This window comes from Olivibacter sp. CPCC 100613, from assembly GCF_036959255.1.
Taxonomy (GTDB): Bacteria; Bacteroidota; Bacteroidia; order Sphingobacteriales; family Sphingobacteriaceae; genus Olivibacter.
In genome coordinates this window covers 65,375-89,903 of record NZ_JAWMTI010000012.1, presented here as the reverse complement: position 1 = coordinate 89,903, position 24,529 = coordinate 65,375, and the positions used below count along the sequence as shown (strand labels likewise).

Here is a 24,529-nt window from a genome sequence, read left to right as displayed (position 1 = left end):
TTATATTTCGCTGGACTTTTTATTGGATGATTCCCACTGCTCGTATCGCTCTGACAGATGTTTATACGCATTTTCGCTCATGATAATACCATTATCTACGATGACACCTATAGCGAGCGCGATACCGGTCAATGACATGATATTCGATGAAATTCCAAACGCGTTAAGTAATATAAAACTGACGGCCAATGTGATGGGTATCTGGATAATGATACTGAGAGCACTTCTCCAATGGAAAAGGAAGATGATAACCACAATGGAAACAACGATCATCTCCTCTATCAAGGTACGTTTTATTGATTCGACCGACTCCTTTATCAATTCTCCACGGTCATACACAATGTCAAACTTGACCCCTTCAGGGAGTCCTTTTGCAACTTCCTTCATTTTCAGCTTGATGCGATCGATCACTTCAGCGGCATTCTCGCCGTAACGCATAACAACAATTCCACCTACACGCTCGCCCTCCCCATCTTGATCGAAAATGCCCAACCGTGCCTCACCTGTCATCTGGACGGTGCCTATGTCCGATATTTTGATAGGATTTCCGTTTTGGTTGGCAACCGGTATATTTTCGATTTCTTCTATAGATTGTAGATAACCGCTTGTTTTAATAATATAACCAATATCACTCATTTCGAATTTTCGCCCTCCGCTTTCGTTATTGTTCGTTCGCACGGCATTGATAACATCAGGTATAGATAATTTATAATAGAGAAGTCTGTTTGGATCAACGGTAACTTGGTATTGCTTTTGAAAACCACCGAAAGAAGCTATTTCACTTACTCCTTGAACATTTTGCAAAGCAAACTTAATGTACCAGTCCTGCACAGCTCGCTGTTCTCCAAGATCTAGTTTGGGTGCATCTAAGGTATACCATAAAATATGTCCCACACCCGTTCCATCCGGACCGAGCTGTGGGGTTGCACCTGTCGGCAAGGTACTGGAAACAGTACTTAGCCGTTCCAATACACGTTCACGTGCCCAGTAGATATCGACATCGTCGTCAAAAATGACATAAATAAAGCTCATACCGAACATTGAGCTTCCTCGAACGTATTTTATGCGGGGTAATCCCTGTAGGTTTGTAACCAAGGGATAAGTGATCTGGTCCTCGATCAATTGCGGTGCCCTTCCCATCCATTCGGTAAATACGATCACCTGGTTTTCAGACAGATCTGGAATGGCATCGATGGGATTCTTTTTTACCGATATTACTCCCCAGACAAATATGCCCAGGCTTAACATCAGTACGATAAAACGGTTACGTAACGACCACTCGATAACTTTATGTACCATATCGATAAAGTAATTTTGCTGTAAAAACTGATTGATGGTTTAATTTGTAGTAACGGAGCAGCCTGAAAAGTAGCCCGTGACTACGTCACGGGCGAAATAAAACTAATTAATAACTTCCTTAACAGACCCGCACTTAAGCATTTTACTTCCGAAATATGGATTTTTTATTTCATTCGCTTCCGAGAGCCACATAGCGCCTTCATTATCTTTTGCCATAGGGCAATGTGCATTATACAATGTTCGTCCGGCTCCGAAGCCTTTGACCAGCGCATATACGTCCTCGCTCATCATGATGAAATGTTCTCGTTGATGTTTAATATTGCCCACATTTTCACCAATATGTTCCGCATGCTCTTTCAGATCGGCTTCATTCTGGTTATACAGTGCTGCTTGTTCGGCAGTTAAGACAGATTTATCTAACTGGTTCATGGCTGCGACCATTGCTTCACCGCCACTTGCGGCTTCTTTATCATCATCATTGGATAACGCAGTTTTTACATGGATATAATGATCGACGATCTGTTTTATGGATGAGGCCACTTTTGGATCCACATCCGTAAAGCTGGCCTTGATCTCCGTAATGTTTGTGTTTCCATCGGCCGTTTGATGTTCTACATTTTCCATGGTCTCCATATTTTGATGATCATCGATTTTCTTTTCTGAATTTGAATTACACGCAGCGAAAGTGAAGGCTGTGACGGCCATCACACCAAAAATTAGATTTTTCATTTCAATTAATTTTATTGTTTAATGATTATGTTGTTGTGATTTTTCCTGTTGATGCCCTTCATGCTCACCCTGAGATGCACCTTTGCGATCGTATTGACAACACCCCGGTAGCTTGTCATAGGCAGCATCCGATGCAGAGAGATCTTGTGTATCGTGCCCAGCCTTGGCGATTTGCTTCTGCACATCTTTTTCGGATACTTTGTCCGTATTGAATGCCAACGTCATCATTTTTGTTTCGACATTCCAGTTTGCGCTTTTTACACCTTCAATATTGGCGGCCTTTTCAATGCGCTTTTTGCACATTTCACAATTGCCATAAACTTTAAAAGATGTGTTTTTTTCCTGACCATATACAGTGGTCCCAATGATAGCCATAATAGCTACTAGCATTAATCTGATAGATTTCATGATAAAAAGAATTAAATGTTTAAAGATTATTGCAGGCATATAGAAATGCCATCCTATTCGAATCTCAGATGAGATCGAAAAAAAAAGAAGTGGAAATAGTATTAAATTCGGAAAACTTGGTTTTTGAGGTATAATGGTGTTTTGATCGCCGCGGGAGGCGAATTGCTTACCGGATTCTCTTCCGTTACCGATGGAATAATCAGATAGTCCGAAATATCATTTGGAATTTTCGGTAATAGGAAACTAATTTTTTGGAATTCTAAAAAGGTATTCTCCGAACTTTTATGAACTTTATCCAGTTTTACCTGTTTATGCTCATCCTTGCAACAGTCATTTTTCTTCTTCGATTTCTTAGTCATACCGCACACTTCACAGGCATCGTCTTGGCCGTGCCATAAGGAGGTGTCTACCAGTTTTTCCATGCAGTAATGCAGATGCATGGTAAATCCGGTAGATGTACCGAGATAGAAAAAGGTCAATATGATAAGTAATATCTTCTTCACTGCATTGCAAAGTAAATAAAAAGTTTAGATAAAAAATTACATAATTCCGTTCTTATTTTACATAATTTTGTAGTGTCGAAGGGCTCGCTTTATCTCATTTGTTGCTTCCTTGATTCCGAAAAATAGAGATTGGCCATTCCATAAAATGAGTTATCCTTCTTGATAATTGCAACAAGCGATTTAATGCTGAAATGATCGTCGTTAGAATCGCCGAAGATTATAGGACTTTAATTCAGGATTCTGCTTTTCAATCGCTCATTCGTCAGCTTTTTCATCAAGACACGTGTTCGTGCACACGACGGGAACCATTGAGGTATTTCTGTTTTTTCAGATATCATTAGCTATTTAAGACCTGTTTGCATAAGGGGCGTCATGGTAAATAGCTCTGCGCAGTTTTGCAGCAGGGCATGGGGAATATAATGGCTAAACGTTTTAAAACCGCAGGATTGTGTCAGTCATTCTAGAGAACCTTTACGCCAAGTATTACACTCACACTGTCGCGACAATTTCAGCTTTTTAAGCTAGCTAAAATTTTTCTTCATAATTTGAACGACAGGCGTCGTTTGGTTTTTATATTTTTTGACCACTTCCCAATTAGTTGGCAAATTCTTTTTATTAAAATCTACAATATTGTCTATAGTAGACAATAAGAATATGGCAAAACGGCTTATAGAAAAACGACATATCACTCCCGAACAGGCTACGAAAATTTTGAATAAAAGAGGCATAGAAGTAAACGAAAAGCAAGCAAAAATAATTTTGGATTTCTTGTATATTTTAGCTAAATTAACAGTTAATCAATACTTTAGGAAAGATTAGCATATTCGTTTATTGTAAAAAAATACCATGATACCAACATACCTTTATATCCGAGTAAGTACAGATGAACAGGCAAGACGGGGTTATTCTTTAAGAGAGCAGGAGGACAGACTCCTACAATATTGTACTTTGAACGGTATAGAAGTTTTAGGTATTGTCCGTGAAGATCATTCAGCCAAGACATTTAACCGCCCAGAATGGAAAAAGTTGATGATAAAGCTAAAGAAAAAACGTAAGATGGCCGTTCAGATACTTTGCGTCAAATGGGATAGATTCAGCCGTAGTATAGAAGCCGCCTATGAAATGATCGGCGTGTTGAGATCATTAAATGTCACTGTTAACTCGATTGAACAACCTGTGGATATGTCTATTCCAGAGAACAAAATGATGCTTGCCATTTATTTGGCAGTTCCGGAAGTTGAGAATGACAGGAGGGCACTAAATGTTTTTTACGGAATGAGAAAGGCAAGACGGGAAGGGCGGTGGATGGGAACGGCGACTATAGGTTATATAAACAGAGTTACCCCCGATGGGAAGAAATATATCATGCCGAAACAACCGGAAGCAGAAATTATGAAGTGGGTTTTTGAAGAGTTGGCCAAAGGTGTTTATGCCGCTGAGCAGATACGTAAAATGGCCAACGAAAAAGGGCTAAAATGTGAAAGAAATAACTTCTGGAAGATTATCCGTAATCCTGTATATTGCGGAATAATCATTGTCCCTCCTCACAAGAATGAAGAGATGGAATTTGTAAAAGGCCAACATCAGCCGATTATTTCTGAAGTTCTTTTCTACAAGGTACAGGATATATTGAATGGGAACAAAAGACCTATCGCAACGAAAGTGGTTTCTAAAGACATGTTACCGTTAAGAGGATTTCTTCAATGTCCCAATTGTAGCAGAATGTTAACCGGAAGTGCGTCAAAAGGACGTCATCGGCACTATTACTATTATCACTGTTCGTCCTCGGCTTGTGGCTGTAGATTTAAGGCAGAGGAAGTGAACGGTTATTTTGAAAGGGAACTGTTAAAGTTTAAACTCATGCCTGAAACGGGCGAGCTTTTCAAAATGGTCGTCTTGGACGAATATCGTTCATCTAATCGCGAGGAACTAGATGAACGGGCCGCGTTGTTTAAAAAAATTGAAGAGCAGGAGGCCATTTTGTCTAATGCTAGGAAAAAATTAATGAAGGATGAAATAGATGGTAATGATTTTAAGATTATTAAAATGGAGTGTAATGAAGAACTGAAAAAACAGGAAGCACTATTGGCCGATCTCCCAATCAAGTCCCAGAATATAAAAACGATAGAAACCTTATTGGACAAAGTAGTAGAAACGTATTCAAATATCGATAAACACTATATGGGGGCAGATATTGAAGGGAAGCGTAGAATCATTGGTTCGATGTACCCGGAAAATCTGTGTTTTGACGGTACAAGACATCGAACCGCTCGACTTAATGAAGCATTATCGCTTATCTTGCTAATTAACAGCGAGTTAGAATCAATAAAAAAGGGGAAAGATTCGTTTAATTTGAATCTTTCCCCTGAGGTAGCCCGTAGGGGAATCGAACCCCTGTTTCAAGAATGAAAATCTTGCGTCCTAACCCCTAGACGAACGGGCCATTTTAATTTAACGGATATATATATCCGTTTTTCGGTCTGCAAAGATAGATAAGGATTTTATATTTCAAAAGACAAATTTCAAATATTTTGTTAGCGACTGATAATCAGTGTAAAAAATTATTGAACCTTTTTTTTCTTGTCGGTCAATAATAAGAGGACGCTTCCTGCGACACCGGACAATACAGATCCGGTTAAAATAGAAAATTTGGCTTCGGCTAGTATATGCGTAGCATTGGCAAACGATAAGATGGCAATAAAAATAGACATCGTAAAGCCAATTCCACCCAACATACCAACCCCTAGGATATGCTTCCAGGAGGCTCCGTGCGGTCTATTGCTGATCTTTAATTTAACGGCCAGCCAAGAAAAGAAGGTGATTCCTATCGGTTTTCCAAGTAATAGACCAAGCGCGATCCCAAGTCCAAGTGGTGTAAATAAACCTTCCAGCATACCTTCCTCATATTTGATATTGGTGTTGGCCAAGGCGAAGATGGGCATGATGAGGAAGTTCACCGGCTTTACTAACAGATGTTCTAACTTCTCTAAAGGAGACTCCGTGGCGTCCGGTGTGGTGGGTAGGGTAAAAGCGGTTAGAACACCTGCAATCGTTGCATGAATGCCCGAATGGTGAATAAAATACCAGATAAATACACCTGGGATAAGATAGAAGATGATCTTTTTAACACCAAGTTTGTTAAATACCAATAGTAAAACGAACAATAAACCGGCGTATAATAAATATTCATATTGCAGGGAAGTAGAATAAAAGATAGCAATAACGAGTATCGCCATCAGATCATCCACAATGGCCAAGGCTGCCAGAAATATTTTTAACGAAGAAGGAACTTTGTTACCTAACAGTGTGATGATCGCCAAGGCAAAAGCGATGTCTGTTGCCATCGGGATTCCCCAACCGCCTGCAAATTCTGTGTTTTTATTGAAAGATGTATAAATAATTGCCGGAACGATTACACCACCAAGTGCTGCGATGACCGGTAAGGTAGCCTTTTTTATGGAGGCGAGCTCGCCCTCTACCAATTCTCGCTTAATCTCCAGGCCCACTAAGAGAAAGAAAATGGCCATTAATCCATCATTGATCCAAATGATAATAGGGTATTCCAAATGAAGCGCTTCGGAATGATAACCTATTTCTATCGCTAAGAAACTGTTAAAAGCATCACCGAAACCTGTATTGGCAATAAGAAGAGAAAGAACAACACAAAGAATCAGGATGACACCACCGGCAGTGCCGGATTTTAGAAATTCCTGAAAAGATTTGATGTTAATTAGTTTAGCCATAGTTGCGAAAATAACAAAAAGCACGTGTATTCGTCGGAAAAGATAAACAAAAACTGTAGGGGTAGAATGAAATAAGGCTGTCATAGCTTAAAATATAAGATGACTATGAAACTGTTTAAATTTTTGGCGATTATCGCGGTTGTCCTAACAGGTGCCTCTACAGCAAAGGCACAAATGGGAGATTGGACCATTGGTTTAAAAGCTGGGGCCAATTATACCAATCTTTATTCGGACACAAAAGGCTTAAGTGACAAGAAAGGAAAGGTAGGGTTTACTGCCGGTGCCTTTGCCCGCATGGGGCAAACGGTGTTTTTTCAGCCTGAGCTTAATTTTGTACATTTTTCAAGCGAATTCAGTTATAATGGTCAGCAATACGATCCAACGCTAAGTCAATTAAATGTACCCCTGATGGTGGGCTATAAACTGCTTGATCAAGATGCGCTTGCGCTGAGGGTATCCATAGGACCTGACTTTAGCTATAATTTGAATGAGCCGGATGTGTTTAAAGGGCATGATTTTAAGAAGTTTGCGGTAGGGGGCGTTTTTAATGTAGGGGTAGATTTGGGAAATATTACTTTAGACGCGCGGTATAGTAGAAGCTTTACAGATTTGGACAAGCGACTTGGTCAACAAGCTGGTATCTATTCCCTAGCCGTTGGTTTTAAGATTTTATGAAAAACAATTAATTGTTTTATAGACACTTATCTTTTTGTTGTTTTTTAAAAAGTAGCAACAGCTTAGAAAATTTTGTGTTTATGAAAAAAAGTGTTAACTTTGTGCTTTCATAATTTAGGTTTATAATTGGTTAACAGGCCTCTAATCTCCCCGATTATTGGCCTGTTACTTTTTAAAATATTTAGTATTTTTATATTTCAGTAACCAATTATAACGGAATATGCGCATCATTCTTTTTGTCCTGTTAATGGCAGGCTATATACATAGTGTCGCACAAGAAGAGATTGTCCCTTCTCCTTCACATGTATTGAGCGAGGTGCGCTTTAAAACCTTAATGGGTGGAGTGGTGGTGGTGCCGGCTTTATTAAATGATTTTCCGGATACATTAAACTTTATTTTGGATACCGGGAGTGGCGGTATTTCACTGGATTCCACGACCGTTGTGTCGCTTGGATTAAAGCCGACACCGAGTGCAACCCGTATTCGTGGCGTTGCAGGGATCAAACAGGTCAGTTATCTGTATAATCAACGGCTTCAATTTCCATTATATACAATAGACAGTTTGAATTTTCATATTAATGACTATTCTTTTCTTTCAAGTGTCTACGGAATAAAGGTGGATGGTATCATTGGCTACTCACTATTTAGTCGGTACATAGTGAAAGTAAACTATGATGACAGCTTGATGCAGATCTGTTCACAAGGTACCATCCGTTATCCAAAGGGCGGTTTTTTATTAAAACCGAATATTAAGAGTCTGGTGGTTCAGCGCGCACTGATGAAAGATAAGCACCAGGTGAATGCCCGTTTTCTACATGACATCGGCGCCGGTGTATGTGTAATGCTTTCGCGGGAATTTGTAGAAGACAGTACATTGCTGGCATGGAACCGAAGGCTTTGGCCGAAGGAAGGACATGGTTTAGGGGGCAAAATACAGATGGATTTAACGGTTATTAAAGAACTTCGTTTTGGCCCCTATAAGTTTAAGCATGTGCCGACACTGATTTTTGATGATGTTTACGACGTGACTTCTTATCCTTACCTGGGCGGCTTAATCGGGAATGATATTTTCCGACGTTTTAATATGATCTATAACTACCAACGGGGAGACATTCATCTCCTACCGAACAATAGCTTTCGTGATCGATTTGATTACGCGTATTCAGGTCTCGACTTACAATTGGTTGATGGTGCTATCGAGATCGGAGGTGTAGCGAAGGGCTCGCCGGCTGCATTAGCGGGTCTGAAAACAGGTGATCTGCTATTGGCTGTCAACGGTGATTTTAGTATGAGCTTTTCGCAATACAAAAAAGCATTACAAAGACCCAAAAGAGAAGTGATGCTTTTGGTGCGACGAAAAGAGGAGCTGATGATTTTCAAGTTCAAAATAAAAAGCATAAAGCAGGTTTTTTAGCCAACTAATGTTATTTACTTTTACAAAAAAACGTTTTACTTTCATCTTTATTTTTTCTCTATACCGAACTGGGTATTGATTTGCTAGCTGAAATCAGGGGTTTATCTGTTCAGATAGGGCAATTTAATAATCTTTCGTTATTATTGTACACGATGCTTTTGAAACGACGGTGCTTATTTGGTCTATGCACGATTCTGTTGGCTTTGAAAAATTGAATGCAATGAGTTTCTTTTGGAAAATATACATGTTTTTCTTTGCGGTCCCATTTCCTATGATCTTATATTATAGTATTAATTACGGTTCAGAGATGAGGGGAGATGGTACCAACCCATGGTTAGCTTTATCCTATTTGCTAATTTCCCTGATCTTATGGGGAATTGTATTGTATAAACTTTATCAGCGATGGGTCGCTTTCACACTCCGCGCTAAATCGAATATTGAGTCGTTGCTTCGCGATGGTACGGTCAGGAACGCGGAGATTGTTGATGTAAAAACATTAAAGCCTATCGCGACAGGTGTGGAGAGTTTGGAAATTTCCGTACAACTTGAGAATTTTTCGGGAACGAAGATTATCCAGACCATTCCCATTAACGACAGCAATCCCCAACTGAATCGATATGGATTGGGGAAAAACATTGCTTTGCGGATTGATAAAACGTTAAAGAGTATTCCCTTCATGATTCCCGATGGTGTGCAGGTGTCCTTACAAACAAAACAGCTGATATTTCAACTAGTTGCCTGGCTGCTGGCCTTGACGGCAGTTGCTGCCTATTATATATTCTCTTACAACTATGAAAGTAACGGGATGGGATGGCGATTCTTGATTTTTTGGCATCCTTTGCTATTGTGTCCTTTGATCTTACTTTTTAGTTATTTTGGATTGGGGGCCTTAATGGGGAAACTGAGTGGCTTGCCTAAAGATGCGTTAAAATTGAAGTTTTATGGAAAGCAAGCGACTGCCAGAATTCTAAGTGCAAAGCAGACGGGTACTTACATTAACGAACAGCCTCAGGTACGTTTTGAGTTGGACTATAATGATGAAAGAGGCCGGACGCATAAAGTAAGCCTGAAAAAAATTGTCAGCCTGTTGGAACTAGGGATTACGCAGGAAAAAAGTATAGCTATTTTTTATCTCGAAGATGACCCGCAACATGTCGCTTTTGCTTCGGATCTGGACTTTTAAACAATGATTTTTAAAATGAGACAATACGGATTACTTATCTTATTTGGCGTCTTGCTGACTGTTTTTACGGCTTGCGATGGTATAACCAAAAGCATTAAAGATACGTTGAATAATTCGTCTACAGCAACAGAAGAACAGGAGAACGCCGATGATACGCAAAGTGAGACAAATTCTTTTACACATCCGGATGATCGTTCCGAGAAAAAAAAGGCTAGGGGGGTAGCGAACGATTTTATTCATGATACGGAGGCGCTTGGGAAAGCTGAGGAGGCATTGAAAAACCTCCCGCGGTTTAAAGGGAAGAAAATACGCTTATATAGTGATGTCCATTTTTATGACGATGGGAGGGTGATGCTGAGTGTCCAACATCCCGATAATCCAGAATATATTGATGCTTATGAATATGACGATGAAGCTTGGAGTGAGCCGAAACCCGTCCAGATCTCCGTTAGAACGAATATAGAAAGCAAACTCTTTGATCTGGATAAAATAACGTTCAAAACGGTTGCGACGATTGCAAATAACTATGATGAGAAGGCAAAAACCATAGAAGGGGCAAAACCGGCAAACCATGTATATGGTGTTATTTGGGGCAGCAATTTTGTTTGGTATCCGCGAAGCATCGATGGCTCAAGACAGCGTTTTGCAATAGACTTTAACTTAGATGGTTCGATCACTATGTTTAGACGGGAATAAAGATTCAAAGAAATGCCGTCGCAATCTATCCGAGGAAGAAAAGCATTTAGCTATTTATCGCTTTCCAGATTAAGTCTTTTAATTCCTGCAGTCCTTTTTGTGCTACGGAAGAAATAAATAGATAGGGGACCGCTTCGGGTAAATCCTGTTCCATTTCTAGCTGTAATTCTTCGTCTAACATGTCCGATTTAGTAATGGCTAACAAACGGGGTTTATCCAGTAATTCAGGGTTGTATGTGGTTAATTCATGCAACAGGATATTAAATTCTTCAGCGATGGAACGATGGGTATCGGCGGGAACCATGAAGAGTAGTACCGAATTGCGTTCGATATGCCGCAAGAATCGGTAGCCAAGCCCTTTTCCTTCGGACGCACCTTCAATAATTCCCGGAATATCTGCCATCACAAAAGATTTGTTATCGCGATAAGATACGATACCGAGGTTCGGAACCAGCGTTGTGAAGGGATAATCGGCAATCTCGGGTTTGGCAGCGGATACAACGGAGAGTAAGGTGGATTTACCGGCATTCGGGAAACCAACTAAGCCTACATCGGCCAATACTTTTAATTCCAGGATGATCCATTCTTCTTTTCCGGGTTCTCCTGGTTGAGCAAAGCGAGGTGTTTGTTGCGTTGGTGTTTTAAAATGCCAATTACCTAGTCCACCGCGACCACCGGGTGTAAGAATTTTGGTCTCGCCTTCTTCCGTAATATCGAACAGGATTTCGCCTGTTTCGGCATTCCTGGCAATAGTGCCTAATGGAACCTCTAATACTTCATCTTTTCCGTATTTGCCATGTTGTAATGCGCTGGAGCCTGACCCGCCAGGCTCCGCGATAATATGCTTTCTATATTTAAGATGCAAGAGTGTCCATAGCTGACTGTTGCCTCGTAATATAATATGGCCGCCTCGACCTCCATCGCCGCCGTCGGGTCCTCCTTTTGCTGTATGTTTGTCGCGATGAAGGTGAGCAGACCCAGCTCCTCCGTGACCGGAACGACAACAGATTTTAACATAATCAACAAAATTTGAACCTTGAGCCATTTCCTTTATTGAATTTAGTAGCGATCGATAACCGCACAAATGGAATCAAAAATTTCATCTATGGAGCCTATCCCATTGATATTCTGTAATTTTTCCTGTTGTTCATAATAACTGGCAACAGGTGCTGTTTTTGAATTGTATTCTACAATACGCTTACGGATGATCTCAGGATTTGCATCATCGGCACGACCGGAATCTTTTCCGCGTAACAACAGCCTTTTCTCAAGCTCTTTTTCATCAACTTGAAGTGCGATCATACCTGATATTTGCGCATTTTTTGATGTTAAAAGATTATCAAGTGCTTCTGCCTGAGCAACCGTACGAGGAAAGCCATCAAAAATAAAACCTTTGGCGTCCGGGTTACTATCTAGTTTATTGCTAATCATACCGATCACTACTTCATCTGGCACCAACTTGCCATCATCCATAAGTTTCTTAGCTTCTAATCCCAAAGTAGTACCCTGAGCAATCTCACTTCTTAAAAGGTCTCCGGTAGACAAATGGACTAGTTGATACTTTTCAATAAGTTTCTGGGATTGTGTGCCTTTTCCAGCGCCCGGAGGGCCAAATAAAACTAAATTTAGCATGCTTCTGAATTTTTTTTGCTCCGATGAGCTGCATCGGAATTATGTTAAACTTGTACAACCAATGGCTACCACAATCGACATCTTTACCGCTGGCTTCTTTCTCTGGATTTTTAACTGCTTGAAAGATATTGTACGTTGTTAATTGTTGAAACAAATAAGGGGTTTCGTTAAAGAATTTGACCATTATTGTGCTTCTGTTAACCATTCTTTCGTAAAAAAGAACGGTCGCAAAGGTAAGGCTTATTTTTTATTTTTTGTATAAGAGAATGAAAGAATAGCCACTCAACTACGGTTACCTTTACGAAGTGATCGCGAGAAGGGGATCTCACGATGAAAAGCATGCTTCGTCCATCGCTATTATAGCGATGGACGAAGCATGCTTTTATACGAAATCCAAGCACTAACGAGTGGTATAACCACCATTAGCAAAGATGGTTTGCCCGGTAATCCACCAGCCATCGGTAACCAAAAATTCAACCAAGGGTGCTATATCCTTAATATCCGTTAGTCCACCCAGTGCAGAGGCCGATTTATGGTATGCTACTGCTTCATCACTTTCTTGCCCGTAAAAGAAAGGCGTATCCATTGGGCCCGGGGCAACCGCAGTAACTGATATGCCCCGCGGGCCAAATTCTTTAGATGCTGATCGCGTAAAATCTTCTACCGGGGCCTTTGCGCCGGCATAAGTTGAGTAATAACCGGTATAAGCTGCAAGTAAAGAGGTCACGATCGTACAAATTTTCCCGTTATCATTGAGTTGTTTGCCTGCTTCTTGCAAGAAAAAGTAAGCTACCTTTGAATTGATGTCGAACATGCTGTCGTATTCCTCTTCGGTAGTTTCTGCAAATGGCTTTTTTAGCACACGCCCTACCGTGTTAATCGCTATGTCGATTCCGCCATAACGGCTTTTTGTTTCATCGAATAGCTTTTTGATATGCTCGACTTTGGTTAAGTCTGCTTGAAAAAGAAAGGCTTCAGCTCCTAGCTTATTTACATCGGCAAGTGTTTGTTCCGCTTCCGACTTTGTATGTTCGCTATTATAATGGATGGCGAGCTTTGCGCCTTTTGCTGCGATATTTCTGCTGAGTAAGCCGCCCAGGTTTTTGCCTCCTCCGGCAATGAGGACTACTTTTCCGTTCAAATCATTTCGTGCCATAGCGTTTTTATTTTTTTGTTTATAAATTGAAACAAAAATCCGACTATCCTTGTGATTATTATGGTGAACTTTTCGGATTTTTATTTTACCTGGACGAAGTTTTTCTGAACTCCCCGGGTGTTTTCCCTGTCATTTTTTTAAAGAATTTTGAGAAATTTGAAGGATCGTACGTGAGGAGAAACGCGATTTCTCTAACCGAACGTTTGGGATCTAATAACAGTGTTTTTGCCCAATCGATTATTTTAAGGTCGTAAAAATGGCAGGGATGTTGTCCCATCGTTTTTTGTATTGTATCGGTTAGGTGTTGATGGGAGACAAAAAGTGTTTCAGCGATTTGTTTCAGCGACATCATTTCTGTGGCTCGTTGTTCAACGACATCAAGCAGATGCTTGTCTAATAAAAGAAAGTATTGTTCTGTTATTTCTTCACTTCTGCTAAGCAGTTTTGTGTTTTCCATGGTGCGCTGATTAACGGTTTTGATAAATCAGTTGGATTGTTCTAGCCTTAACTGCAAGGTAAAAAATAATTCTGTAACACCCAAAAAGGGCTTATATACTGCATTATTTGTTGATGTTTTAACGGTTGCTTCATCAACGAAATGAGTTGAAGAGGGAAGGTGCATTCCTTGGCAAAGAAAAAGCGAGCTATGTGTTTAGTACAGCTCGCTTTTTTATGTGCACTTGAAGGGAGTCGAACCCCTAACCTCCTGATCCGTAGTCAGGTGCTCTATCCAGTTAAGCTACAAGTGCGTTCCGAATTGGAATGCAAAGATATGAACGATTGGCAAAATTCCAAAAATATTTAGGTAAAAAAAGCTTGAAAAAAATGGTTTTTATACTAATGTGTTGATTATGTGGTTAAAAAGGTGCAAACTTTTTGTTGATACGTGTAGCGAATAGCGATGAATCTTGATCTAAGATAGGCAGTGAAAATGCAAGAATTGGTAAAACTTATTTTTAGCTTTGAGGTTTATATAAAACATGAATTATCACTTTCCATTACAAAGAAAAAAAATACGAGTTGGCGATATTAGTATCTCCTATCTGCTGAAGGAACCTATTCGTTGTGACAAGACAGTTATTTTTATCCATGGCTTTCCCTTTAATAAAAATATGTGGAAATATCAACTTGAAGAGCTTCCTGAGGGAATTCGGGGCATTGCCATTGATGTGCGAGGACATGGTAGGAGTACCAGTGGGCACGGATATTTTAGCATTGATGTATTTGCGCAAGATTTAATTGCTTTTATAGCCAAATTGGGATTGGACGGCGTCGTGTTGTGCGGAATTTCAATGGGCGGTTACATTGCATTGAGGGCGCACCAATTGACTCCTTTACTCTTTAAGGGGATGGTGCTGGCCGATACCAATGCGCAAGCTGATTCAAACGAAGCTAAAATTAAACGGTTTGATTCCATCCAATCTGTGCTAAAATATGGCAGACGAACTTTTGCTATTGGTTTTGTGAGAAATGTTTTTTCTGAAACTAGTTTGCAAACCCGGTTTGAAGAGGTGGACTTGATTCGTAGCAGCATTCGTAGGAATGAAATTAGAAGTATTTGTGCAACCTTATTGGCTTTAGCCTCCCGAACGGATACAACGGAAAGTTTAAGTACGATTTCTTTTCCTTGTTTGATTGTAAGGGGGAAGGAAGACAAGCTGATGACTCCGGCACAAGCGGATAATCTGTTGGATAATATAAAATATGCTGAATTAGTGGAGATTGAACAAAGCGGACACCTTCCTAATTTGGAGGCGCCTGCATTATTTAATCAAGCGCTATGGCAATATTTGGCTAAGCTTACTTAATTATGCGTGTTGTGCCTTGTGGGAGGTTGTTCACTGAACGCCTTCCTTTCGGCTGGACTTTTAAGGTTAGCTGATTCTCTTTTATATTGCTTATCGCTTTTCTTTTTGACCACTTTGTTGTCTTCCGGTACGGATTGTTCGGAATCTACCGGTTCATATTTATTTTTATTCTGTTTTTGCATGAGATGGATTGTTCAAGATAATATTTATGTTGAATTAACACAAAAAACTATAGATTTGTTTTGATTACGTAGGTGGATTCATTTTGCCTATTCCTAATATATTAAACGAATGAGGGTTGCTATTAATGGTTTTGGACGTATCGGTCGGAATACTTTACGGAATATAATACAAAGAAATGAAGCGGTCGACGTGGTAGCTGTTAATGATTTGGCCAATGTGGAAACGCTTGCGCATTTGTTTAAATATGATTCCGTACATGGGCCTTTTGATGGTCTTGTTACTGTCCAGGACAATTATTTAGTGATCAATGATAAACCTATACGCATTGTCAATGAACGTACTCCGCGGGAGTTGCCCTGGGCTACCCTTAATATTGACGTAGTTGTAGAGAGCACAGGGAAGTTTACAACGAAGGATGCAGTTACCGAACATTTGAACGCAGGGGCAAAAAAGGTGTTGATCTCAGCGCCATCTCCTGATAAAGAAGTGCCAACAATCGTGTTGGGTGTAAATGATGAAATCATTAACTGGAATGCCTCTATTTTATCTAACGCTTCCTGTACCACAAATAATGTAGCTCCACTTATTAAAGTATTGGATGCTCATTGGACAATTATCGACGGCTATATTACGACCGTTCACTCCATGACAGGAGACCAGAATTTGCATGATGCGCCACATAAAGACTTAAGGAGAGCAAGGGCTGCTTCATCGTCTATTATACCGACGACAACAGGAGCGGCAAAGGCGGTTACAAATGTTTTTCCGCACTTGGATGGAAAATTGGGGGGTGCCGGGATTCGCGTACCTGTATTGAATGGTTCTTTGACCGACTTTACGTGTATACTGGAGAAAAAACCTTCCGTATCGGAAATCAATAAAGCTTTTGCCTTTGCTGCTGAAAATGATTTAAAAGGGATTCTCCAGTATACGGAAGATCCGATTGTTTCAATTGATATTGTCAATTCGCCTTTTTCCTGTGTTTTCGACGCGCAACTAACGTCTGTTGTTGGCGGATTGATAAAAGTTGTGGGCTGGTATGACAATGAGTTTGGTTATTCAAATCGCTTGATCGATCTGTTACTTAAATTAAAATCGAATCAGATTTTCTAATTACCTATGGAATATGTATTATGACCGTAAAATTTATACCGAAGGAAGAAGTGCTTCCGTTAAGGAGTTTGGTGTTGCGAGACGGGAAGCCGAATGAGTTTTGTGTTTTTCCGGAAGATTCTCGACCGGAAACAATTCATATGGGAGTTATCGATGATCGCGATGATCAACCAAAATGTGTTCTTACTGCATTTCCTCAGGCTTTTCAGGATAAAGATGGTTATGGTTTCCAGTTAAGGGGAATGGCCACGCATCCCGGTTATCAAAGGAAGGGTTTGGGGAAACAATTGGTAACTCAATTGATAAACTATCTTAAGCAGGAGGAGGTAACTTACGTTTGGTGCAATGCACGACAAGTCGCGTTCTCTTTTTATCAAAGTATAGGTTTTGAATTTGTGTCGGAGGCTTTTGATGTCCCGGAGATAGGACCGCATAAAACGATGTGTTTAAATCTGTAGTAGTTCGTGCTTTCTGTGTAGTTCCTTTATTGCAGAAGCAAGCATTTTTCTCTATGTTTGCTGCGGTCGTGAGGGGCGATACGGTTAGACGAAGGTGCTGCTTTTGATCGGCTTGAACAAGAGACTTCGTAATAAATCAAGTGTGCTGAACCGATTTATGAATGACTTAACAACGCGAACAACATATTAATAATTATTCAAATGAAGACTATTGAAGATTTTAATTTTTCCGGAAAGAAGGCATTAGTGCGAGTGGATTTTAATGTACCATTCGATGAAAATTTTAATATCACGGATGATAATCGTATAAAAGGGGCGAAACCAACGATTGAAAAGATTTTAAAAGATGGTGGTGCCGTGATCTTAATGTCTCATCTTGGGCGCCCAAAAGATGGGCCAACGGACAAGTTTTCCTTAAAACATATCGTGAATCATCTTTCCAAAGAGCTAGGTGTTCAGGTAGCCTTTGCCAATGATTGTATTGGCCAAGAAGCAATTGATAAAGCGAAGAATTTAAAAGATGGTGAAGTGCTGCTGCTTGAGAACTTACGTTTTTATAAAGAAGAGGAAAAAGGAGATGAGGCTTTTGCGGAAAAATTAGCTACATTGGGTGATGTATACGTAAATGATGCATTTGGTACAGCGCATAGAGCACATGCATCAACAGCTGTGATCGCGAAGTTTTTCCCGCAGGCAAAATATTTTGGTTATTTGATGGCTGCGGAGTTGCAGAATGCTGAAAAAGTATTGAACAATCCGCAAAGGCCATTTACCGCTATTATGGGTGGGGCAAAAGTTTCTGATAAGTTAGAATTGATCGAGGCTTTGCTTTCTAAGGTTGATAACTTGATTATTGGAGGTGGGATGGCTTATACATTTGTGAAAGCAAAGGGAGGCGAGATTGGCCAATCACTGGTTGAGCTGGATAAACTTGATTTGGCTAATAGTTTGGTGGAGAAGGCAAAAGAAAAAGGAGTTCAGCTGATTTTACCCACGGATTCACAGATTGCCGATAAATTTGCTAATGATGCGGTTGTTTACGATGGGCCAAATGATCAGATACCGGCGGACAAAATGGGATTAGATATTGGTGCAGAATCCGCAAAAACCTTTGCGGATGTTATTAAATCTTCCAAAACTATTTTATGGAATGGACCGATGGGTGTTTTTGAAATGGATACCTTTGCGAAAGGAACAAAAGCTGTAGCTGATGCGGTTGTAGAAGCAACGAAGGCAGGTGCTTTTTCCTTAATAGGTGGAGGAGATTCTGCTGCAGCTGTTACCAAATTTAATTTAACGGAGGATGTAAGTTATGTTAGTACAGGCGGAGGGGCTTTATTGGAGTATATGGAAGGAAAGGAGTTGCCGGGCGTAAAGGCCGTTAACGATTAATTCATAGCGCGCATAAAAAAGAAGGGAGGGCCTAAAAGCCCTCCCTTCTTTTTTTAATGCCGATGTCACTTGGCCGGCACATTCGAATCTACTGCCGTTTGCACTTTGTGCGCGATACTTGCCTTATTAACCACCGATTTGACACCTTTAATGCTTCTTGCCGTCTGTTCTGCTTCTTTCATACTTTCCTCGTCCGGAAAGGTACCGGTAAAAGTCGCAACACCTTCTGATACGACAACTTGTGTTCCTGGTTCTAAAACATATTCGATTTCTTGTTGAGCTCGCTGATCTTTCAATGATTTTGAACTACAAGATACGAACCAGAAGCATACACCTATTACTATAATAGGTAGTACGAATAACCGTTTGGAGTTCATGACTGCTAAAATTTGATTCTAAAATTATAATTGGCCGCTCTTTATAACCGCGGTTTTCTCTAATACAATTTGAATTGTATAATGTTTTAAACTGTTGCTCCTCAGTTGTTTAATCTATTATAAATTTAGGAATAATATATCAATGTTACAATATTTCGATTTATCCATCTCCTTTTTTTTGGCCGCATTCTTTTTTTATTTCTTCGTCAAGGGGGCAGGACCTAGATCGAAAAAAAGGATTTAAAGCGTTTTAGGAGGAAGTTTTGCAGCAAGTTCTTTTGATGGGAAATTAAAAGAAAATGGAGTTGGGTGGGAGAAAATACCTGTGGAAAACTTTTTTGTGGGAGAAAGTGGGAGAAAGTGGAAGATTTATCTAATTTTACATTTGATTATTTGGATAAACTGTATAGATGGCTCATTTTCTCGGAGAATTTGAATGCAAGCTCGATACCAAAGGAAGAATGGTATTACCTGCCGGCCTCAAGAAGCAAATGCCTGAGGTGGAGCGGGAAGGGCTTGTTGTAAACCGGGGTTTGGAAGCTCATCTGGTAATCTATCCAAGAAGGGAGTGGGATCGTATTATGGAGGAATTGAGTAAACTAAATACGTTTGAACGCAAGACGAGGGAGTTTGTGAGAAAGTTTATGCGTGGTGCTACCGAACTTACCTTGGATGCCGCCAACCGTGTGTTGGTGCCCAAACCTTTGCTTGAGTATGCGGGAATTGGGGGAGAAGTGGTGTTGGCGAGTCAGTTTAATAAGATTGAAGTGTGGTCAAAAGATACGTATGATGCGCAATGGGATGATGAAGGAGATGATTTTGCTGCTTTGGCAGAAGAGGTGATGGGGAATTTAAATAGAAGACTGGATGGATAATGCTTACCATATACCGGTTATGTTGCAGGAATGTATCGAGGCGCTTGCCATCAAGCCCGACGGTGTTTATGTGGATGTTACATTTGGTGGCGGCGGGCATTCGAAGGCTATTCTTCAGCTTTTGGATAAAGAGGCTAAACTCGTTGCTTTTGATCAGGATCCGGATGCATTGAATAATACATTGGCAGATGAGCGATTTACGTTGATCCATCAGAACTTTAGGTATTTAAAAAATAATTTGCGTTTGCAGGGACTTAAGCAGGTTGATGGGATTTTAGCGGATTTAGGGGTGTCCTCACATCAATTTGATGAAGCAGAAAGGGGGTTCTCGATCCGCTTTGATGCAGATCTGGATATGCGAATGGATCAGGTGAGTGATTTAGATGCAAAAGGTGTTTTGAATTCATATTCGGAAGAAGATTTGCACCGTGTGTTCGGGATGTACGGAGAGGTTCAAAATGCGAAAAGCTTGGCAAAAGTAATCGTGACAAGCCGATTAACGAAGCCTATAAGTACGGTGTCAGACTTGAAGGCTGCAGTATCAAAACTGGTGCCGCGAGGGAAAGAGAATAAGTATTATGCGCAACTCTTTCAGGCATTGCGCATAGAGGTAAATAGAGAATTAGAAGCTTTGCAAGAATTTTTGACACAAGCGCAAGCGGTCTTAAAGCCCGGAGGGAGGTTGGTCGTAATGTCTTATCATTCGCTCGAAGATCGTTTGGTTAAGAATTTCATGGCAAAAGGTAAATTTAAGGGAGAGGTTGATAAAGACTTTTATGGAAATGAAATAAAACCCTTTAAGCTAATAAGTCGTAAAGCGATTACGGCCTCGGAGGATGAGATTAAGCGAAATAATCGGGCTAGAAGTGCTAAACTGAGAATAGCGGAAAAAATAGACAGTTAACAGTCAAAGGTATGTTGAACAGATATAAAAATGGTGGATTAAGTGAGGAGCAACAGGAAGCCTTGCAGGATGATGTAGAAGCGAAAGCTGATGAGTCAAAGGACTTTTTGAAATCACTATTGACCGCTAAAGGTTTTTCCGCGGCAAGCGCTGTGGCGGCGGTCCCATTTATCGGCTATTTGGCTTTTTTGGCTATCGTATATATCGCAAACAGGCATTTTGCGGAGGATAGCGTTCGTGAAATTGACACACTTTCGAAAGAAGTAAAGTATTTAAGCTGGGAATATAAATCGCTGAAAGCCGATCTTATGCTTAAGAGCACACAGGGTGAAGTGGCGCGGAAAGTTGATACCATTGGGTTGAAAGCCTTGGTTGAGCCACCAAAGAAAATTGTTATAGGACAAGAAAATATAGCAGGTAAGTAAATGAATATTAGAACAGATATATTGTTACGCGTGTACCTCTCCTTTGGGCTTATGGTACTCTTTGCTGTAGCTGTGCTGTATAAAATGTTCAGCCTACAGGTTGTGCAAGGAGCCCGTTGGCAAGCCATGGCAGATAGTTTGTCCACCCGTTATCAAACAATAGAAGCCACTCGGGGGAATATTTTTTCTGTAGATGGCAGTCTGTTGGCTACATCAGTACCGGAGTACGATGTGCGCATGGATATGATGGCTCCCGGTATCTTGGAAGATGATGTCTTTTATGCCAAGGTTGATTCGCTGGCAGCGCGCTTAGCCTCTTTTTTTCAGGATAAATCGGTTGAGCAGTATCGCCGTTTATTGCGCAAAGCCAGAAAGGACAAAAATCGCTACTTTTTGGTGAAAAGAAATGTAAGCTTTCAGGAAATGAAGGCGGTGCGTGCATTTCCCATATTTAAATTGGGCAAGTATAAGGGAGGGCTTATTGCTGAGCAGAAGAACAAGAGGATTTTGCCGTTTAAAACCTTAGCAGCCCGAACAATCGGGTACAAAAATGATAATGTACAGCCAGTTGGTTTGGAAGGTGCATATGCCGAATTTATGGATGGTGTTAGTGGAAGTCGACTGGTTCAGCGTATTGCCGGCGGAAGCTGGATGCCTATCAATGAAGATACGGAAGTGTCCCCTACAGACGGTGCTGATATTATATCCACAATCGATATCAATATGCAGGACATTGCGCAAAAGGCACTTGAAAAGCAGCTTATTGCCAGTGATGCGGATAATGGCTGTGTCATTCTGATGGAAGTGACAACAGGGGAGGTGCGGGCAGTGGCGAATTTCACCCGGGTTGAAGAAGGGGTTTATAAGGAGAAATTTAACTATGCCATTGCACAAAGTTCAGAACCTGGTTCAACGTTCAAACTTGCGTCTTATATGGCAGCAATTGAAGACGGTAAAGTGGATACAAGCGATATCGTGGATACAGAAGATGGAACCTTTAGGGTTTATCGACATACGATCAGAGATTCGCATAAAGGAGACGGCAAAATTTCGGTAAAGCGTGCTTTTGAGGTTTCTTCAAATACCGCAGTGACAAAGCTGATCTACAAATATTATAAAGATAATCCTTCTGCTTTTACAGATCGACTTTATGCCATGCATCTGAATGAACCGCTTGGTTTGCAAATACCGGGAGAGGGGCAACCCTTGATCAAAACTCCTAAAAGCAAATCGTGGAGTGGGTTGACACTGCCGCAGATGGCTTATGGTTATGAGTTAAAGGTGACACCCCTACAAATGCTTACTTTATACAATGCTGTTGCGAATAACGGAAAAATGATCGCACCACTTTTTGTAAAAGAGATTCGGCGTTTGGGCAATACAGTGGAGCGCTTTGAAGCGAGGGTGATCAATGAGAAGGTCGTTTCCGACCAAACGATTGCTAAAATGAAGGGAATGTTGGAGGGGGTTGTCGAAGAGGGTACCGCCAAGCAGTTGAAAAATTCTCTTTTTAAAATGGCGGGTAAAACAGGGACGGCTCAAATGGCCGATGGGGCAGCAGGATATAAAACTAAACGAAGGTACCAAGGCTCTTTCGCTGGTTATTTTCCGGCAGATAATCCAAAATATTCGATGATTGTTGTGGTGCAGAATCCACGGAAGGGAGGTTATTATGCAACAACCATCGCAGCACCTGTTTTTAAGGAAATTGCGGAAAAGGTATATGCCGGCGATAGTCGGATGTATCATGACTTTAAAAAGTTGCAAATGGTTTCTGTACCTGCCGCACCGCCAATCAAATATGGTTTTCAGAAAGACAGTCAATATGTTTTTGGCGCATTGGGATTAAAATCAACGCAATACTTAAAGCAGGATACAGCGAAAGTATTGCTGTCAGATGATCATTTACCGGAGGGCAAGATTCCGGATTTGAAGGGGATGGGGCTTAAAGATGCCATGTATCTATTGGGGAATATAGGTGTAAAAACCTTTGTGAAGGGAAAAGGCAGAGTGATCAAACAATCTATCGACCCTGGAGAATTAGTTAGTAAGGGGGGAGCGATTACAATTGAATTAGAATGATTTCACTATCTAAAATATTAGAGGGAGTGTCTATAAAACAGGCTATAGGTAGCAGCGATGTGGCTGTCCATGCATTGTGTTTTGATTCTCGTAAGGTAGTTGAAGGAGATTTATTTTTTGCTGTAAAGGGGACGCTTGTTGATGGTCATACCTTCATTGATAAGGCAGTGGCGCTCGGGGCTAAGGTAGTCGTATGTGAACGAATACCCACGGATATAAGCGGGCATATTACCTATATCGAAGTAGAAGATGCGGCTTTTTCACTGGGTCTGATGGCGGCTAATTTCTATGATCATCCTTCGAAGAAATTGAAATTGGTGGGGGTAACCGGTACAAACGGAAAAACAACGGTTGCCACCTTGCTTTATAAATTATTTAGGGAGCTCGGGTTTAGAGTAGGCTTGTTGTCAACGGTGCAAAACAAAGTGAATGAGCATATCATTGAATCGACACATACAACCCCTGATCCGATAAGTTTGAATGAACTCTTGCGGAATATGGTGAGTGGTGGCTGTGATTATTGTTTCATGGAAGTTAGCTCACATGCAGTGGCGCAACATCGGATTACAGGTTTATCATTTGTAGGTGGGGTTTTTACCAATTTGACGCATGACCATTTGGATTTTCATAAAACATTTGATGCCTATTTAAGGGCTAAGAAAGCTTTTTTTGATGCATTACCTAAACCGGCTTTCGCTTTGGTTAACATCGATGATCGGAATGGAAAGGTCATGTTGCAAAATACTGAGGCTTATCATAAAACATATGGTTTGAAGCATATTGCAGACTTCAAAGGAAGAATTGTCGAAAGCCATTTCAACGGTATGTTAATGCAGATTGATACGCGTGAGGTGTGGACCCGTTTAGTTGGTGCTTTCAATGCCTATAATCTATTGGCTGCATATGGTGTAGCGATTCTTTTAGAGCAAGACACCACACGGGTGTTGACCGTTTTAAGCCGTTTAACTGGTGCGGAAGGAAGGTTTGATACGCTTTTATCAGCTAATGGCATTGTTGGTGTAGTGGACTATGCGCATACGTCGGATGCGGTCGAAAATGTGTTGCGAACTATTGTCGATTTGCGAAAAGGCAAAGAGCAAATCATAACGGTGCTAGGATGTGGTGGCGACAGGGATAAAACGAAGCGGCCGGAAATGGCGGCGGTGGCAGCAGATTTAAGCGATAAGGTGATCTTAACCTCAGATAATCCGAGAAGCGAAGATCCACAACAGATTATACGCGAAATGGAAGCCGGGGTTCCTGTAGACAAAAAGAGAAACGTGTTTTCCATCACAGATCGCTACGAAGCTATCAAGGCGGCTGTTCATTTGGCACAATCTTCCGATATCGTGCTGATAGCCGGGAAGGGACATGAGAAGTATCAAGAAGTCATGGGAGAAAAAAGGCCTTTTGATGATAAGGCAGTATTAAAGGAACTTTTTAAGGAAATAAAAGACTGAATAATTAGATAATA

24 protein-coding genes and 2 tRNA genes are annotated in these 24,529 nt (G+C 40.7%); 14 read left to right on the top strand and 12 right to left on the bottom strand.

The genetic code is table 11. From position 1 onward, the window contains the following. The 4 genes from RYH73_RS24965 to RYH73_RS24950 form a co-directional block, all read right to left on the bottom strand. A complete protein-coding gene (locus tag RYH73_RS24965) occupies positions 1-1,299 on the bottom strand; it encodes an efflux RND transporter permease subunit (protein WP_013663604.1) in 1,299 nt (432 codons plus the stop codon). A 102-nt stretch (positions 1,300-1,401) separates the two neighbouring features. Further along, complete coding sequence (locus RYH73_RS24960; RefSeq protein WP_013663605.1) at positions 1,402-2,028, bottom strand: DUF3347 domain-containing protein; 627 nt, start codon at positions 2,026-2,028, stop codon at positions 1,402-1,404. Positions 2,029-2,046: 18 nt separating this feature from the next. Then, positions 2,047-2,436, bottom strand: coding sequence for a heavy-metal-associated domain-containing protein (locus RYH73_RS24955; RefSeq protein ID WP_013663606.1), 390 nt, complete (start codon positions 2,434-2,436; stop codon positions 2,047-2,049). Positions 2,437-2,537: 101 nt separating this feature from the next. Continuing rightward, positions 2,538-2,939: an HYC_CC_PP family protein gene (locus RYH73_RS24950; protein ID WP_013663607.1), complete on the bottom strand. Its 402-nt coding sequence runs from the start codon at positions 2,937-2,939 to the stop codon at positions 2,538-2,540. 846 nt (positions 2,940-3,785) lie between these two features. Here RYH73_RS24950 and RYH73_RS24945 point away from each other — a divergent pair. After that, complete coding sequence (locus RYH73_RS24945) at positions 3,786-5,348, top strand: recombinase family protein (RefSeq protein WP_335316176.1); 1,563 nt, start codon at positions 3,786-3,788, stop codon at positions 5,346-5,348. Here RYH73_RS24945 and RYH73_RS24940 read toward each other — a convergent pair. Both RYH73_RS24940 and nhaA read right to left on the bottom strand, forming a co-directional pair. Further along, positions 5,311-5,382 (bottom strand) — tRNA-Glu (locus RYH73_RS24940). The genes RYH73_RS24945 and RYH73_RS24940 overlap by 38 nt on opposite strands. A gap of 118 nt (positions 5,383-5,500) precedes the next feature. Then, a complete protein-coding gene (nhaA, locus tag RYH73_RS24935; protein WP_335316171.1) occupies positions 5,501-6,682 on the bottom strand; it encodes a Na+/H+ antiporter NhaA in 1,182 nt (393 codons plus the stop codon). A 105-nt stretch (positions 6,683-6,787) separates the two neighbouring features. Here nhaA and RYH73_RS24930 point away from each other — a divergent pair, with 105 nt between their 5' ends. From RYH73_RS24930 to RYH73_RS24915, 4 genes are all read left to right on the top strand, one after another. After that, positions 6,788-7,357: a porin family protein gene (locus RYH73_RS24930; protein WP_335316170.1), complete on the top strand. Its 570-nt coding sequence runs from the start codon at positions 6,788-6,790 to the stop codon at positions 7,355-7,357. Between the two features lie 220 nt (positions 7,358-7,577). Continuing rightward, on the top strand, positions 7,578-8,771 hold the full coding sequence (locus RYH73_RS24925) for a pepsin/retropepsin-like aspartic protease family protein (protein WP_335316169.1): 1,194 nt from the start codon (positions 7,578-7,580) through the stop codon (positions 8,769-8,771). Positions 8,772-9,042: 271 nt separating this feature from the next. Next, positions 9,043-9,954 carry a hypothetical protein gene (locus tag RYH73_RS24920; protein WP_335316168.1) on the top strand — a complete coding sequence of 304 codons (912 nt, stop codon included), beginning with the start codon at positions 9,043-9,045 and terminating at the stop codon, positions 9,952-9,954. 3 nt (positions 9,955-9,957) lie between these two features. After that, complete coding sequence (locus tag RYH73_RS24915) at positions 9,958-10,650, top strand: hypothetical protein (RefSeq protein ID WP_335316167.1); 693 nt, start codon at positions 9,958-9,960, stop codon at positions 10,648-10,650. Between the two features lie 46 nt (positions 10,651-10,696). On the opposite strand, the gene obgE is transcribed toward RYH73_RS24915, so the two are convergent. From obgE to RYH73_RS24890, 5 genes are all read right to left on the bottom strand, one after another. Further along, positions 10,697-11,695 (bottom strand): GTPase ObgE, encoded by a 999-nt coding sequence (gene obgE / locus RYH73_RS24910; protein ID WP_335316166.1) that lies wholly within the window; start codon positions 11,693-11,695, stop codon positions 10,697-10,699. A 14-nt stretch (positions 11,696-11,709) separates the two neighbouring features. Next, the gene (locus RYH73_RS24905; protein ID WP_335316165.1) at positions 11,710-12,282 is read right to left on the bottom strand and encodes an adenylate kinase; all 573 of its coding nucleotides are present in this window, start codon (positions 12,280-12,282) and stop codon (positions 11,710-11,712) included. A 400-nt stretch (positions 12,283-12,682) separates the two neighbouring features. Then, the gene (locus RYH73_RS24900; RefSeq protein ID WP_335316164.1) at positions 12,683-13,438 is read right to left on the bottom strand and encodes an SDR family oxidoreductase; all 756 of its coding nucleotides are present in this window, start codon (positions 13,436-13,438) and stop codon (positions 12,683-12,685) included. An 85-nt stretch (positions 13,439-13,523) separates the two neighbouring features. Next, the gene (locus RYH73_RS24895; protein ID WP_335316163.1) at positions 13,524-13,895 is read right to left on the bottom strand and encodes a helix-turn-helix domain-containing protein; all 372 of its coding nucleotides are present in this window, start codon (positions 13,893-13,895) and stop codon (positions 13,524-13,526) included. A 218-nt stretch (positions 13,896-14,113) separates the two neighbouring features. Continuing rightward, positions 14,114-14,187 (bottom strand) — tRNA-Arg (locus RYH73_RS24890). A gap of 231 nt (positions 14,188-14,418) precedes the next feature. Here RYH73_RS24890 and RYH73_RS24885 point away from each other — a divergent pair. From RYH73_RS24885 to RYH73_RS24870, 4 genes are all read left to right on the top strand, one after another. After that, complete coding sequence (locus tag RYH73_RS24885; protein ID WP_335316162.1) at positions 14,419-15,246, top strand: alpha/beta fold hydrolase; 828 nt, start codon at positions 14,419-14,421, stop codon at positions 15,244-15,246. 291 nt (positions 15,247-15,537) lie between these two features. Continuing rightward, positions 15,538-16,542 carry a type I glyceraldehyde-3-phosphate dehydrogenase gene (gene gap / locus RYH73_RS24880; protein WP_335316161.1) on the top strand — a complete coding sequence of 335 codons (1,005 nt, stop codon included), beginning with the start codon at positions 15,538-15,540 and terminating at the stop codon, positions 16,540-16,542. Between the two features lie 20 nt (positions 16,543-16,562). Then, positions 16,563-17,000: a GNAT family N-acetyltransferase gene (locus RYH73_RS24875; protein WP_335316160.1), complete on the top strand. Its 438-nt coding sequence runs from the start codon at positions 16,563-16,565 to the stop codon at positions 16,998-17,000. Between the two features lie 201 nt (positions 17,001-17,201). Continuing rightward, entirely contained in the window at positions 17,202-18,392 is a 1,191-nt protein-coding gene (locus tag RYH73_RS24870; RefSeq protein WP_335316159.1) for a phosphoglycerate kinase, read from the top strand. Positions 18,393-18,457: 65 nt separating this feature from the next. Here the strand turns inward: RYH73_RS24870 and RYH73_RS24865 are convergent, their stop codons facing one another. Continuing rightward, complete coding sequence (locus RYH73_RS24865; protein WP_335316158.1) at positions 18,458-18,688, bottom strand: BON domain-containing protein; 231 nt, start codon at positions 18,686-18,688, stop codon at positions 18,458-18,460. Positions 18,689-19,179: 491 nt separating this feature from the next. Here RYH73_RS24865 and mraZ point away from each other — a divergent pair, with 491 nt between their 5' ends. The 5 genes from mraZ to RYH73_RS24840 are packed head-to-tail and all read left to right on the top strand — an operon-like array spanning position 19,180 to position 24,515. Then, positions 19,180-19,644 (top strand): division/cell wall cluster transcriptional repressor MraZ, encoded by a 465-nt coding sequence (gene mraZ, locus RYH73_RS24860; protein ID WP_335316157.1) that lies wholly within the window; start codon positions 19,180-19,182, stop codon positions 19,642-19,644. After that, positions 19,637-20,548 (top strand): 16S rRNA (cytosine(1402)-N(4))-methyltransferase RsmH, encoded by a 912-nt coding sequence (gene rsmH, locus RYH73_RS24855; RefSeq protein ID WP_335316156.1) that lies wholly within the window; start codon positions 19,637-19,639, stop codon positions 20,546-20,548. Before mraZ ends, rsmH begins: the two co-directional genes overlap by 8 nt. Before the next feature lie 11 nt (positions 20,549-20,559). Beyond that, complete coding sequence (locus tag RYH73_RS24850) at positions 20,560-20,973, top strand: FtsL-like putative cell division protein (protein ID WP_335316155.1); 414 nt, start codon at positions 20,560-20,562, stop codon at positions 20,971-20,973. After that, complete coding sequence (locus RYH73_RS24845; RefSeq protein WP_335316154.1) at positions 20,974-23,055, top strand: penicillin-binding protein; 2,082 nt, start codon at positions 20,974-20,976, stop codon at positions 23,053-23,055. Then, the gene (locus RYH73_RS24840) at positions 23,052-24,515 is read left to right on the top strand and encodes a UDP-N-acetylmuramoyl-L-alanyl-D-glutamate--2,6-diaminopimelate ligase (RefSeq protein WP_335316153.1); all 1,464 of its coding nucleotides are present in this window, start codon (positions 23,052-23,054) and stop codon (positions 24,513-24,515) included. Before RYH73_RS24845 ends, RYH73_RS24840 begins: the two co-directional genes overlap by 4 nt. Positions 24,516-24,529 lie beyond the last annotated feature (14 nt).